General features: G+C 71.4%; 10 protein-coding genes. 5 read left to right on the top strand and 5 right to left on the bottom strand.

All coding sequences use genetic code 11. The annotated features are described in order from the left end of the window. The first annotated feature begins 131 nt into the window (after nucleotides 1-131). The 5 genes from ACZ38L_RS00265 to ACZ38L_RS00245 all read left to right on the top strand — a co-directional run bounded on the left by ACZ38L_RS00265 (nucleotide 132) and on the right by ACZ38L_RS00245 (nucleotide 6,411). Nucleotides 132-848 carry a LuxR C-terminal-related transcriptional regulator gene (locus ACZ38L_RS00265; protein WP_396560073.1) on the top strand — a complete coding sequence of 239 codons (717 nt, stop codon included), beginning with the start codon at nucleotides 132-134 and terminating at the stop codon, nucleotides 846-848. A gap of 114 nt (nucleotides 849-962) precedes the next feature. Then, nucleotides 963-2,216 (top strand): HRDC domain-containing protein, encoded by a 1,254-nt coding sequence (locus ACZ38L_RS00260; protein ID WP_465687699.1) that lies wholly within the window; start codon nucleotides 963-965, stop codon nucleotides 2,214-2,216. 195 nt (nucleotides 2,217-2,411) lie between these two features. Further along, complete coding sequence (locus ACZ38L_RS00255) at nucleotides 2,412-3,629, top strand: thiolase family protein (protein ID WP_465687697.1); 1,218 nt, start codon at nucleotides 2,412-2,414, stop codon at nucleotides 3,627-3,629. A gap of 2 nt (nucleotides 3,630-3,631) precedes the next feature. Continuing rightward, nucleotides 3,632-5,758 carry a 3-hydroxyacyl-CoA dehydrogenase NAD-binding domain-containing protein gene (locus ACZ38L_RS00250; protein ID WP_465687695.1) on the top strand — a complete coding sequence of 709 codons (2,127 nt, stop codon included), beginning with the start codon at nucleotides 3,632-3,634 and terminating at the stop codon, nucleotides 5,756-5,758. A gap of 176 nt (nucleotides 5,759-5,934) precedes the next feature. Beyond that, nucleotides 5,935-6,411 carry an SPW repeat protein gene (locus ACZ38L_RS00245; RefSeq protein WP_465687693.1) on the top strand — a complete coding sequence of 159 codons (477 nt, stop codon included), beginning with the start codon at nucleotides 5,935-5,937 and terminating at the stop codon, nucleotides 6,409-6,411. A 67-nt stretch (nucleotides 6,412-6,478) separates the two neighbouring features. On the opposite strand, the gene ACZ38L_RS00240 is transcribed toward ACZ38L_RS00245, so the two are convergent. The 5 genes from ACZ38L_RS00240 to ACZ38L_RS00220 form a co-directional block, all read right to left on the bottom strand. After that, entirely contained in the window at nucleotides 6,479-7,993 is a 1,515-nt protein-coding gene (locus ACZ38L_RS00240) for a glycosyltransferase family 39 protein (RefSeq protein WP_465687691.1), read from the bottom strand. A gap of 84 nt (nucleotides 7,994-8,077) precedes the next feature. Next, nucleotides 8,078-10,012: a 1-deoxy-D-xylulose-5-phosphate synthase gene (gene dxs, locus ACZ38L_RS00235; protein WP_465687689.1), complete on the bottom strand. Its 1,935-nt coding sequence runs from the start codon at nucleotides 10,010-10,012 to the stop codon at nucleotides 8,078-8,080. Nucleotides 10,013-10,200: 188 nt separating this feature from the next. Next, nucleotides 10,201-11,490 (bottom strand): sugar ABC transporter permease, encoded by a 1,290-nt coding sequence (locus tag ACZ38L_RS00230; protein WP_465687687.1) that lies wholly within the window; start codon nucleotides 11,488-11,490, stop codon nucleotides 10,201-10,203. After that, the gene (locus ACZ38L_RS00225; RefSeq protein WP_465687685.1) at nucleotides 11,487-12,272 is read right to left on the bottom strand and encodes an ATP-binding cassette domain-containing protein; all 786 of its coding nucleotides are present in this window, start codon (nucleotides 12,270-12,272) and stop codon (nucleotides 11,487-11,489) included. The genes ACZ38L_RS00230 and ACZ38L_RS00225 overlap by 4 nt, the downstream gene beginning before the upstream one ends. Nucleotides 12,273-12,455: 183 nt before the next feature. Continuing rightward, a complete protein-coding gene (locus ACZ38L_RS00220) occupies nucleotides 12,456-13,559 on the bottom strand; it encodes a sugar ABC transporter substrate-binding protein (protein WP_465687683.1) in 1,104 nt (367 codons plus the stop codon). Nucleotides 13,560-13,642: the final 83 nt, after the last annotated feature.

The raw sequence follows: 13,642 nt of genomic DNA, 5'->3' as shown, positions 1-13,642 counted from the left end.
ACTAGATCGTGATCTTTCGCTAAAGCCGGGCGCGGATGCTGCCGAAGCAGTCTGTGACCCTTTCCATCCGCGGAACACTCCGACTCCTTCCCCCATCGGGGTTCCGTCCGCCACTCCCCACAGGAGGCCTGGTGTCGGTCCTTCTTGAGCACCCCGCAAACGTGGTCGCCTACCGTCCGACCAAGCCCACCGCGATGGTGGTGATCGCGGACCCGCGGGTCCGCAACACCGTCACCCGGCATCTGTGGGCGCTCGGCGTGCGCGACGTCATCGAAGTCTCGTCCATCGCCGAGGCCCGCCCCCGGGTGTCCACGCCCCGGGACATCTGCGTCGCCGACGTCCACCTCCCCGACGGCTCCGGGCTCACCATCCTGGCCGAGACCCGGGCGGCCGGTTGGCCGAACGGTCTGGCGCTGTCCGCCGCCGACGACATCGGCGCGGTCCGCAGCGCGCTGGCCGGCGGGGTCAAGGGTTACGTGGTGACCGGGACCCGGACCAACGTGGCGATGCCGGGCCGGCCCGGGCTGCCGCTCGGTGCCGCCGGGCTGGCCGGCCGGATGCGCCGTCCGGGCCTGCCCGGCGCCCCCGGCCACCCGGGTGCGCCCGGTGCGGCGGGCGTCCCCGGGGCGCCCGGCAGCCAGCCGGCCGCCTACCGCGAGCTGTCCGGACGCGAGGTCGAGGTGCTGCGGCTGGTCGCCGAGGGTCAGTCCAACAAGGCCATCGGGGTCGCGATGGGGCTGTCCGCGCTCACCGTGAAGAGCCACCTGGCCCGGATCGCACGCAAGCTCGGGACCGGCGACCGCGCCGGAATGGTGGCCGTCGCGCTGCGCACCGGCATCATCCACTGAAGGGCCGCGGCGGCGGTCCGGAGGAACGTTTCCTCCGGACCGCCGTTGGCATTCGAGCTGGTCCGCGCCCGACGAGCAGGTACCCGCCGGGAAGGCTCGTCGTACCCTTGGTGGGTGACCGAAGCCGCAGAAGCCATCGCCCTAGAGTCAGCAGAGACAGCACCGGTCCCGCTCGTCGAGCCGCGGGAGGGACTACCTCCGGTGGTGGCGGACGAAGCGGCGCTGGCCGCCGTGGTCGCCGCCTTCGCGGCGGGCCACGGACCGGTCGCGGTCGACGCCGAACGGGCCTCCGGCTACCGCTACGGGCAGCGCGCCTATCTGATCCAGCTGCGGCGGGCCGGTGCCGGCACCGCGCTGATCGACCCGATCGCCTGCCCCGACCTGAGCGAACTGGGTGACGCCCTGGCGGAGGCCGAATGGGTGGTCCATGCCGCCACCCAGGACCTGCCCTGTCTGGCCGAGGTCGGGATGCGCCCGAACCGGCTCTTCGACACCGAGCTGGCCGGCCGGATCGCCGGCTTCGCCCGGGTCGGCCTCGGACCGATGACCGAGAGCGTGCTCGGCTACACGCTGGCCAAGGAGCACTCCGCGGTGGACTGGTCCACCCGCCCCCTGCCCGAGCCGTGGCTGCGCTACGCCGCTCTGGACGTCGAGGTGCTGGTCGAGCTGCGGGACGCACTCGAACGGGAGCTGGACGGCCAGGGCAAGCTCGACTGGGCGCTGGAGGAGTTCGCCGCGATCGCCGCCGCACCGCGCCCGGCGCCCCGGGTGGACCCGTGGCGGCGCACCTCCGGGATGCACAAGGTGCGCCGGCGCCGGCAACTGGCCGCCGTGCGCGAGCTCTGGCAGAGCCGGGACCGGATCGCCCAGGAGCGGGACGTCTCACCGGGCCGGGTGCTCTCGGACGCCGCCATCGTCAACGCCGCGCTCGCGATGCCGCAGAACATCGCCGCGCTGCAGGCCGTGCAGGGCTTCGGCCCGCGGGTGCACCGCCGCCAGCTGGAGCAGTGGCTGGCCGCGCTGGACCGCGCCCGGGCCGTACCGGAGGCGCAGCTGCCGGCCGCCACCGCACCGCACGAGGGCCCGCCGCCGCCGCGCGCCTGGGCCGAGAAGGACCCGGTGGCCGCGGCCCGGCTGGCCGGGGCGCGGGCCGCGGTGGCGGAGCTGGCCGAGCGGCACCGGCTGCCGGCCGAGAACCTGATCACCCCGGAGCTGGTCCGCCGGGTCGCCTGGGCGCCGCCGGGCGAGCCCACCGTGCCGGCGGTGGCCGGGGCGTTCCGCGCGCTGGGCGCGCGTCGCTGGCAGGTCGAACTGGTGGCCGCCGCGGTGGCGGCGGCCTTCGCGACGGCCACCGAGGCGGCCGGCTGAGCGGCCTCCCGTCCCGGGGTCCGCGCAGGCCGAACGTGGCGGGGGACACACCGGTTGAGTGGGGCCCCGGCCCTGGGCAAGTTGGTTACCGACCAGTAGCATGGCGGTGAAGCAGCGCTGCTCACCCGCCTTTTCCCGGCGGGATCCGGTCGCGGCCTGCACACCGTTCTGTTGGTCCCTGGGAGGAGAGCCCCCGTGCCTCGTACCGCGAGGGACGTCGTCTTCGTCGATGGCGTCCGCACCCCGTTCGGCAAGGCCGGCCCTAAGGGCATCTACCACGAGACCCGCGCCGACGACCTGGTCGTCAAGTGCATCCGGGAGCTCGTGCGCCGCAACCCGAACCTGCCCGTCGAGCGCATCGACGAGGTGGCCGTCGCCGCCACCACGCAGATCGGCGACCAGGGTCTGACCATCGGCCGTACCGCCGCGCTGCTCTCCGGTCTGCCGAAGTCCGTCCCGGGCTTCTCGATCGACCGGATGTGCGCCGGCGCGATGACCGCCGTCACCACCACCGCCGGCGGCATCGCCTTCGGCGCCTACGACGTCGTGGTGGCCGGTGGCGTCGAGCACATGGGCCGCCACCCGATGGGCGAGGGCGTCGACCCGAACCCGCGCTTCGTCTCCGAGAAGCTGGTCGACGAGTCCGCCCTGTTCATGGGCATGACCGCGGAGAACCTGCACGACCGGTTCCCGCACCTGACCAAGGAGCGCTGCGACGCCTACGCCGTGCGCTCCCAGGAGAAGGCCGCCAAGGCCTACGCCAACGGCGACATCCAGCCCAACCTGGTGCCGATCGCGATCCGCAACACCAACCCCGAGGTCGGCGAGACGGGCTGGGGCCTGGCGACCACGGACGAGCCGATGCGCCCGGGCACCACGCTGGAGAGCCTGGCCGGCCTGAAGACCCCGTTCCGCCCGCACGGCAACATCACCGCGGGCAACTCGGCCGGTCTGAACGACGGCGCCACCGCCTCCCTGCTGGCCGCCGAGGAGGTGGCCGAGGAGCTCGGGCTCCCGGTCCGGATGCGCCTGGTCTCCTACGCCTTCGCCGGCGTCGAGCCCGAGGTGATGGGCATCGGCCCGGTCCCGGCGACCGAGAAGGCGCTGGCCCAGGCCGGTCTGACCATCGAGGACATCGGCGCCTTCGAGATCAACGAGGCGTTCGCCGTCCAGGTGCTGGCCTTCCTGGACCACTACGGCATCGCGGACGACGACGAGCGGGTCAACCCGTACGGCGGTGCGATCGCCTTCGGTCACCCGCTGGCCTCCTCCGGTGTGCGTCTGATGACGCAGCTGGCCCGCCGCTTCGAGCAGCGCCCGGACATCCGGTACGGCCTCACCACCATGTGCGTCGGCTTCGGCATGGGCGGCACGGTCATCTGGGAGAACCCCCACTTCGAGGGTGGTAAGTGAGCATGAGCACCACTGAGCTGCTGAAGCGCGCCGCCGAGCTGTTCCCCGGCGAGGTCGTCACCACCGCGCACGTCCGCCACCTCGACCTGCCGCTGCAGGCCGGTCGGCTGGCGCTGATCACCCTGGACAACGGCTTCGACCACACCAAGCCGACCACCTTCGGCCCGGGCTCGCTGGCCAAGCTGTCCGAGGCGCTGGACCAGGTCGAGGCGGAGGCCGCGGCCGGCGAGATCGTCGCCGTCGCGATCACCGGCAAGCCGTTCATCTTCGCGGTCGGCGCCGACCTCAAGGGCGTCGAGGTGCTCAAGGAGCACGGTGACGCGCTGGCCATCGGCAAGGGCGGCCACGACGTCTTCAAGCGGATCGCCGCGCTGCCGGTCCCGAGCTTCACCTTCTACAACGGTGCGGCGATGGGCGGCGGCGTCGAGGTCGGCCTGCACTGCAGCTACCGCACGGTCAGCGCCGGCATCCCGGCCTTCTCGCTGCCCGAGGTCTTCCTGGGCCTGGTCCCGGGTTGGGGCGGCTGCACCATCCTGCCGAACCTGGTCGGCCCGGCCAACGCGGTCAAGGTCATCATCGAGAACTCGATGAGCCAGAACAAGCAGCTCAAGGGCAAGGAGGTGTTCGAGCTCGGCATCGCGGACGCGATCTTCGAGCCGGCCGACTTCCTGGAGCAGTCGCTGCACTGGGCCGCCTCAGTGCTGACCGGCGCCACCGTCGTCGAGCGTCCGGAGATCGACCGCGGCGAGAACTGGGACCAGTGCATCGCCTGGGGTCGCGCGGTCGCCGACGCCAAGGTGCACGGCGCCGCCCCGGCCGCCTACCGGGCGCTGGACATCATGGCCGCCGCCAAGGACGGCGACCTGCAGAAGGGCTTCGACGCCGAGGACGCCGCGCTGGCCGACCTGATCATGGGTGGCGAGCTGCGGGCCGGGCTGTACGCCTTCAACCTGGTGCAGCGCCGGGCCAAGAAGCCGTTCGGCGCCCCGGACAAGTCGCTGGCCCGCCCGGTCACCAAGGTCGGCGTGGTCGGCGCGGGCCTGATGGCCTCGCAGCTGGCGCTGCTCTTCGCGCGCCGCCTGGAGGTGCCGGTGGTCCTCACCGACATCGACCAGGAGCGGATCGACAAGGGCGTCGGCTACGTCCACGCCGAGATCGACAAGCTGCTCGCCAAGGGTCGGATCGGCGGCGACAAGGCCAACAAGCTCAAGGGCCTGGTGCGCGGCTCGCTCGACAAGGCCGCCGCCTTCGGCGACGCGGACTTCGTCATCGAGGCCGTGTTCGAGGAGATGGGCGTCAAGCAGAACGTCTTCGCCGAGCTGGAGGCCGTGGTCTCGCCGAGCTGTGTGCTGGCGACCAACACCTCCTCGCTCTCGGTCACCGAGATGGCCTCCAAGCTCCAGCACCCGGAGCGCGTGGTCGGCTTCCACTTCTTCAACCCGGTCGCGATCCTGCCGCTGCTGGAGATCGTCCGGGCCGAGAAGACCGACGACGCCTCGCTGGCCACCGCCTTCGGCGTGGCCAAGAAGCTGAAGAAGACGGCCGTGCTGACCAAGGACGCCCCGGCGTTCGTGGTGAACCGGATCCTGACCCGCTTCATGGGCGAGATCCAGACCATCATCGACGAGGGCACCTCGTTCGAGGCGGTCGAGAAGGCCGTCCAGCCGCTCGGCCTGCCGATGTCCCCGATCGCGCTGCTGGAGCTGGTCGGCCCGGCCATCGCGCTGCACGTCTCGGAGACCCTGCACGGCGCGTTCCCGGAGCGGTTCGCCGTCTCCGAGAACCTCGGCAAGGTGGTCAAGGCCGGCAAGCGCGGTTTCTACGTCTGGCAGGACGGGCAGCAGGTCCTCGACCCCGAGGTTCTGGAGCTGCTCTCCTTCGGCGACACCGTGCTGACCGAGGAGCAGGTGCGCGACCGTGCCCTGGACGCGGTCGCCCAGGAGATCGGCCTGATGCTCGACGAGGGCGTCGTGGGCGAGGCGCAGGACATCGACCTGTGCATGATCACCGGTGCCGGCTGGCCCTTCCACCTGGGCGGGATCACCCCGTACCTGGACCGCGAGGGCGTCTCCGAGCGGGTGAACGGCAAGCGCTTCCTGGCCCCCGGCCTGGCCAGCGTCCCGGAGTAGGCAGGACCCGGAAGAGCCGCGAAGGGCGGCCCGCTCCCACGGGGGCGGGCCGCCCTTCGGCGTTCTCCGGCGGCCGGTGAAAGAGTCAGAGTCTGCCGGTATACAGCAAATTGGGACAAAGGGCATAATACGGTTAGGCCAGTAAGCAGACTTTGCACCTGAAGGAGGCGAGTCGTATGGCCGACGTCTCACACCAGGCAAGTGACCTCTCCACTCACCCCGACATCTCCGAGATGCGCGCCCGCTACGCGCGGATGATGGACGGCCCCCAGGGTGTCGCCGTCGACGGACTGGTCTTTCTGGCCGGCCTGTACCTGGCGATCTCGCCGTACGTGGTGCACTTCAGCGCACAGAGCCACGAGCTGGCGCTCTGCAACCTGATCGTGGGGATCGGGATCGCGGTGCTCGGCCTCGGGCTCACCCTCGCGCCGGCCCAGATGTTCGGGCTGACCTGGGCGCTGACCGCACTCGGCGTGTGGCTGATCATCTCGCCGTGGGTCGCGACCGTGGGTCACAGCGCGAGCAGGGGGATGATCTGGAACAACGTGATCGTCGGAGGCCTGGTCTGCCTCCTCGGGTTCACCGCGGCCAGCATGGTGCTGAACCGCCAGCGGGAGGGCGGCGGACGAGCCAGCCGTCGGCGCCGGATCTGACCCGGCGGCCACTCCCCGAGGGCCCGGGCCCGCCACGCGGCGGCCCGGGCCGTTCCGCGCCCGGGGGCTACTTCCGCAGCCGGTAGACCATGGTGTCGCCGTACGCGCCGATCACCTCGTAGTGGCTGTCCAGCATGTTCTCGATGGTCGGGACCAGCTCCGGCTGGTAGGGCGCGTTGCCGGAGTCGTCGACCACGATCTCCGGCAGGCCCTTGGCCATCTCCTGGTCGAAGGTCTGCCAGGCGTCCGGCACGCTGTACTGCGGGCCGACGTCCGCGCTGCTCTTGCCGCCGCTGAAGTTGGTCAGGAAGCCGGCCGTCAGGTACCGGGTGGCCGGGCGGCGGTCGGAGAGCCAGTAGAGCTCCGGGTGCATGCCCCAGACCAGCACGGTGTCGTTGGGCGTGCTGCGCTCGGCCACCGCGGTGGCCACCTGGGTGGTCTGGCTCATCTGCTCGCCGGGCCAGGCCACCGCGAGCACGAAGAACGCCAGCGAGGCCACCGTGCTGTAGGTGAGCACGGGCTTCCAGCGCACCCCGGAGACAGAGACCGCGCCGGTGCCGAGCAGCACCAACGGCGGCATCAGCTGGAGGTAGTAGTGGCCGAAGAAGTGGAAGCCGGTGCAGACCGCGACCACCGAGGAGAAGAGCCAGACCCAGAGGTCGCCGACCGAACCGTGTGCCGTGCCGGCGGTCGGCACCGCCCGCCCGCCGCGGTACTTCAGCCAGAGCCGACGGGCCAGCGGGAGCACGAAGCCGAGGCAGGCGGCGAGCAGGATCGCCGAGTTGCCGAGCGCCCGGCCGATCATCTGCCACCAGGAACCGTCCAGTGAGGCGTAATCGCCACTGCCGGTGACCACCCAGAACAGGAAGCCCTTGGGCTTGGTGAGGATGGCCGCGACCAGCGCTATCGGCAGCGCGAAGCCGAACCCGATCTTGGCCAGCGCGGAGCGCCAGGGCACCCCGCGCTGCCGGGCGTCCTGCAGCAGCATCCAGAGCACCGGCAGCAGCACCGCGCCACCGGTCTGCTTGGTCAGCGAGCAGACCGCGACCGCGATCCCGGCGGCCAGCCAGCGCCGCCGCTCGGCGTAGCGGAAGGCGGCCACCATGGCGGGCAGCATGAAGACCTCGAAGGTCGCCGCCTGGGTGTCCTCCGGCGAGAGGCCGATGGAGATCAGCAGGTAGAGCGCGCCGGCCGCGGCGCCGGCCTTGTCGCCCCAGCGGCCGCGGGCGACCGAGGCCAGCAGCACGGCGGTGACCAGGTGGGCCACGATCGCCAGGACGCGAAGCGGCCAGAGCGAGAGCGAGCCGAAGACCGCGAAGCAGGCCTCGTAGAGCCAGGGCAGCAGCGGCGGCTTGCGGTCCACCACGGTGTCGTAGAGCACCCCGCCGTCGGAGAGCATCCGGGCCTCGCTGGCCAGGTAGCCCTCGTCCGGGCTCCAGACCGGGCGCAGGAAGGACGGGATGTGGGTGACCGTCGCGAGCAGCGCCAGCACCGGGACGACCCGGGTCCAGTACCCCGTGCGGAGACCCTCCGGAAGCCGGGCGGTCAGCGCGGCGAAGCGGGAACTCGTGGTGGTCGGCACGGGTGACAACCTACCTGGCGGAACTGGCGTCGGGAGCGCCAGTTCCGCTCTGGGATATGAAAATCATCTTGTGACAGCGCCAGATCAGGCCCGCACGGTCGCGGCGGCCGGGTCCAGCCGGGACACCAGGGCGGTGACCTGCCGGGCGATGTCCGGACCGGTCAGACCGATCTCGGCGAGGATCTCCTCGCGCTTGGCGTGGTCCAGGAACTCCTGCGGGATGCCGAAGTCGCGCAGCGGCAGGTCCAGCTCGGCGTCCCGCAGCGCCTGGGCGATCGCCGAGCCGACGCCGCCGGCCCGGCCGTTGTCCTCGACCGTGACGACCACCCGGTGCTCGGCCGCCAGGCCGGGCAGCGCGGCGTCCACCGGCTTGACCCAGCGCGGGTCGACCACGGTGCAGGTGATGCCCTGGGCGTCGAGCAGCGCGGCCACCTCCAGACAGATCGGCGCGAGGGCGCCGACCGAGACCAGCAGCACGTCCGCGCGGTGCTCGCCCGCACCCTCCTCCCGCGGCGGAACCGGTTCGGTGGAGCCGTGCAGCACGTCCATCCCGCCGATCCGGCCGAGCGCGGCCACCGCCGGGCCGACCGTGCCCTTGGAGTAGCGGACCACGGTCGGGGCGTCGGTCACCTCGACCGCCTCGCGCAGCTGGGCGCGGAGCTGGTCGGCGTCGCGCGGGGCGGCCAGCCGCAGGCCCGGGACGACCTGCAGGATCGACATGTCCCACATGCCGTTGTGCGAGGCGCCGTCGGTGCCGGTGACGCCGGCCCGGTCCAGCACGAAGGTGACGCCGAGCTTGTGCAGCGCGACGTCCATCAGCACCTGGTCGAAGGCCCGGTTGAGGAAGGTCGCGTAGACCGCCACCACCGGGTGCAGGCCGCCGGTGGCCAGGCCGGCCGCCGAGACGGCCGCGTGCTGCTCGGCGATGCCGACGTCGAAGGTGCGCTCGGGGAAGGCCTTGGCGAACGGCGCCAGGCCCACCGGGTGCAGCATCGCGGCGGTGATCGCCACCAGGTCGTCGCGCTCGTGGCCGAGCGCGACCATCTCCTCACCGAAGACCGAGGTCCAGTCCTTGCCGGAGGTCTTCACCGGCAGGCCGGTGTCGGGATGGATCACGCCGACGGCGTGGAAGCGGTCCTCGTCGTTCTGCAGCGCGGCGTGGTAGCCGCGGCCCTTCTCGGTGATGCAGTGCACGATCACCGGGCCGCCGAAGCCCCGGGCCTTGCGCAGCGCGGACTCCAGGGCGGTGATGTCGTGGCCGTCGATCGGGCCGAGGTACTTCAGGCCGAGGTCCTCGAACATGCCCTGCGGGGCGATGAAGTCCTTCAGGCCCTTCTTGGCGCCGTGCAGTGCGCCGGCCAGCGGCTGGCCGAGCACCGGGGTGCGCTGCAGGGTGTCCTTGCCCCAGGTGAGGAAGCGCTCGTAGCCCTGGGTGGTGCGCAGGGTGGCCAGGTGGTTGGCGAGGCCGCCGATGGTCGGCGAGTAGGAGCGCTCGTTGTCGTTGACCACGATCACCACCGGGCGGTCCTTGCCGTCGGCGATGTTGTTGAGCGCCTCCCAGGCCATCCCACCGGTCAGCGCGCCGTCGCCGGTGACCGCGACCACCGGGCAGTCGCGCAGGCCGCGCAGCTGGTTGGCCTTGGCGATGCCGTCGGCGTAGCCGAGCACGGTGGAGGCGTGCGAGTTCTCGATCACGTCGTGCTCGGACTCGGCCCGGGACGGGTAGCCGGACAGGCCGCCCTTCATCTTCAGCCGGGTGAAGTCCTGCCGGCCGGTGAGCAGCTTGTGCACGTAGGACTGGTGCCCGGTGTCGAAGAGGATCCGCTCCCGCGGGGAGTCGAAGACCCGGTGCAGGGCGATGGTGAGCTCGACCACGCCGAGGTTCGGGCCGAGGTGGCCGCCGGTCTTCGCGACCTCTTCGATCAGGAAGCCCCGGATCTCCTCCGCGAGGACAGCCAGCTGTCCCGGGGTGAGCCGGTCGAGATCGCGCGGTCCCCGAATGCGGGTCAGCAGGGCCACCCGTTCCTCCTCGTTTCGGTACGTGTCCGGGCGTGCCCGGTACGGGGGTCTCGGACCGCCCGACCGGTCGAGTCTAATGTCAGCTCCTGGGACGCGGTGCGACGAGGGACGGGTTCCGGCCGCGATCCGGGGCGTGCGAAGGCCCGGGACGCGCCCCTTGAGGGGACCGTCCCGGGCCTTGGGCGGGGTCAGCCGCGCCCGGAGGACTTCTGGGTCCGGCGGGAGACCGAGTCCAGCACGACGGCGGCGAGCAGCACCGCGCCGGTGATCATGTACTGCACGGACTGGCTGATGCCCTGCAGGTCGAGGCCGGTCACGATGGACTGGATCACCAGCATGCCGAGCAGCGCCGACCAGGTCTTGCCCCGGCCGCCGAAGAGGCTGGTGCCGCCGATCACGGCCGCGGCGATCGAGTTCATCAGCACGTTCCCGCTGCCCAGCTGCTTGTCGGCGAAGCCGGCCTGCGAGGCGATGAAGAGACCGCCGACCGCGGCCAGTCCGGCCGAGATCATGAAGACCGAGATCCGCACCCGGGCCACGTTGATGCCGGCCCGGCGGGCCGCCTCGACGCCGCCGCCGACCGCGAAGACCTTGCGGCCGTAGGAGGTGCGGCGCAGCACGAAGTCGGTGACGACCACCACACCGAGGAAGACCACCAGGGCGAGCGGCAGGCCGCGGTCCTGGTTGAGGGTGTAGGCGGCGCCGAACGCGACCACCGCGAGCACCACCGCGCGCAGCACGATCTCGCCCACCGGGCGGGCCGGCAGCCCGGCCTGCCGACGGCTCCGGGCACCCAGCAGCGCGGCGACCAGGTACCCGGCCACGCCGACCGCGGCCAGGCCGTAGGCGGCCGCGACGTCGGCGAAGAAGTAGTTGTCCAGGTTGGCGATCACGCCGCTGGGGATGTTGTTCAGGGTGCCGGTGTTGCCCATCACGGCGCCCTGCAGGCCGCTCCAGCCGAGCAGGCCGGCCAGCGTGACGACGAAGGCGGGCACGCCGATCTTGGCGAAGAAGAAACCGTGCAGCGCGCCGATCAGCAGCGCCGCGAGGACCGCGAGGACCATCGCCAGCCACTCGTTGACGCCGTGCTGGATGGAGAGGACCGCCGAGAGCGCGGCCGAGACGCCGGCCACCGAACCGAGCGAGAGGTCGATCTCACCGAGCAGCAGCACGAAGACGATGCCGACCGAGATCAGGCCGGGCCCGGCGATGTAGAGGGTGATGTTGGAGAGGTTGCCGGCGGTGAGGAAGTCGCCGGTGATCAGCTGGAAGATGGTGGCGATCAGGATCAGGCCGAGCACCACGGGTATCGAACCCAGGTCGCCGCTGCGCAGCTTGCGCTTGAACTCGTCCAGGTAGCCGGCGAAGCCCTGCTCACGCACCAGCAGCCGGGGGTCCACGGCGGGGATCGGCGCCGCCTGGTCGGAAATCTCGCTCACAGTCGTGCCGTTCGTCGTCGTGCCGGTGTGCTTGCTCACTTGGCCCCCTCCGCGACCCGGGCCTGACGCCGGGTCACCGCGTTGTCGGTGGCGCCGGTGATGGCGGAGATGATCGTCTCGTGGGTGGTGGACTCCACCGGGAAGGCGCCGTTGTTGCGGCCGAGCCGGAGCACGGCGACCTGGTCGGCCACCGCCCGGACGTCCGCCATGTTGTGGCTGATCAGGATCACCCCGAGGCCGCGGTCGCGGAGCCGCTCGACCAGGTCGAGGACCTGCGCGGTCTGCTCCACCCCGAGCGCGGCGGTCGGTTCGTCCAGGATGACGATCTTCGGCTCGCCGATCAGCGCGCGGGCGATCGCGACCACCTGGCGCTGGCCGCCGGAGAGCGCGGCGACCGGGATGCGCACGCTGGGGATCCGGATCGACAGGGTGTCGAGCAGCTCCTTGGCGCGCTTCTCCATGGCGACCTCGTCCAGCCGGCCGCCGCGCTTCAGCTCGCGGCCGAGGAAGAGGTTGGCCACCACGTCGAGGTTGTCGCAGAGGGCGAGGTCCTGGTAGACCGTCGCCACGCCGAGTGCCTGGGCGTCCTGAGGTCGGTTCAGGTGGACCTGGCGGCCCTCCCACTCGATGCTGCCCTCGTCGATCGGGTGCACCCCGGCGATCGTCTTGACCAGGGTGGACTTGCCGGCGCCGTTGTCGCCGACCAGCGCGACCACCTGGCCGGCGTGCACCTCCAGGTCGACTCCGGTGAGGACCTGGACCGCGCCGAAGCGCTTGGAGACTCCGCGCAACGCCAGGATGGGTGCGTCTGTGTGGACCATGGTGTGGGCTCCTTCGTTCCCGGCTCCTGGGGGGTCGTCCCACCGTGCCGGGCCAGCCGCGCGCCGCCCCGGGCGCGAAGAGGTAGTGCGAGAGACAAGAGGGGCGCACGCGGATTCGACACGCACGCCGGGGTAACGCGGGCCGGCCGGACCCGGTGGGGCGGGTCCGGCCGGGCACGGGCGTCACTCGAGGCCGGCGGCCTTGCAGGCGTCGGCGTACTGGGCGGTGCAGATGTCGCTGACCTTGTACATGCCGTCGGCGATCACGGTGTCCTTGACGTTGGCCTTGGTCACCACGACCGGGGTGAGCAGCAGCGAGGGGACGTTGGTGCCGCCGTCGTTGGTGACGGAGGTGGCGGTGCCGGTGACGTCCAGGCCGTGCAGCAGGTCGACGGCGATGGTGGCGGCGCCCTCGGCCTCGGGCTTGTAGGCCTTGTAGATGGTGTAGGCCTGGTCGCCGCTCAGGATCCGCTGGATGGCGTCGGGGGCGGCGTCCTGGCCACCGACCGGGACGTTGATGCCGGCGGCCTTCAGCGCGGTGATGATGGCCGCGGCCATGCCGTCGTTGGCGGAGTAGACGCCCTGGAAGCCGTTCTTGCCCAGGGCGGTGATCGCGGCGCCGATCTTCTGGCTGGCCACGGTGGGCTGCCACTGGCCGGACTGCTCGTAAACGATCTTCTTCACACCGGTGTCCAGCACCTTGTGCGCGCCGGCCTTGAACTGGCCCGCGTTCGGGTCGTTGTCGTCACCGTTGATCATGACGATGTCGTCGTTCTTGGCGTTGCCGCCGTTCGCGTTGAGCGCGTCGATCAGGGCCTGGCCCTGCAGCTCGCCGACCTTCTCGTTGTCGAAGGAGACGTACCCGGCGACCGGGCCGGCGGCCAGCCGGTCGTACGCGACGACCTTGACACCCTTCTTGGCGGCGTCGGTGACCCAGGAGGCGGTGCCGTTGGCGTTCACCGCGTCGAGCATGATCACCTTGATGCCCTGCGCGACCATGGTGTCGAACTGCTGCTTCTGCGTCGCGGCGTCACCGTTGGCGTTGTTGTACTTGACGGTGCAGTTGGGGCAGAGCGCCTTGACCTTCGCCTCGATCAGCGGCTTGTCGAACGACTCGTACCGCACCGACGAGGAGTTCTCCGGCAGGAGCAGACCGATGGTCCCGCTGTCAGGACTGGAAGCCGAGCTGCTGCTACTGCTACCGCCGGCCTTGCCACAGGCGGCCATGGACAGGGCCATCGATACCACGGCGGTGCCGATGAGGGCGCGACGCATCATTGCGTTCATGGTGGGGGGTGCCTCCCTGACAGAGCCGCAACGTTGCGGCGAGGTGGGGAGGAGTCAACCCGGCTCGTCGGCTTATCGTCAAG

This window comes from Kitasatospora sp. NPDC024654, assembly GCF_055559155.1.
This window is presented reverse-complemented; position numbering and strand designations above follow the sequence as displayed.

Bases quoted from the DNA above. Each gene is read 5' to 3' on its own strand.
- ACZ38L_RS00225 (WP_465687685.1), bottom strand. From the start codon at position 12,272: ATGGTCCACACAGACGCACCCATCCTGGCGTTGCGCGGAGTCTCCAAG.
- ACZ38L_RS00245 (WP_465687693.1), top strand. From the start codon at position 5,935: ATGGCCGACGTCTCACACCAGGCAAGTGACCTCTCCACTCACCCCGAC.
- ACZ38L_RS00250 (WP_465687695.1), top strand. From the start codon at position 3,632: ATGAGCACCACTGAGCTGCTGAAGCGCGCCGCCGAGCTGTTCCCCGGC.
- ACZ38L_RS00220 (WP_465687683.1), bottom strand. From the start codon at position 13,559: ATGAACGCAATGATGCGTCGCGCCCTCATCGGCACCGCCGTGGTATCG.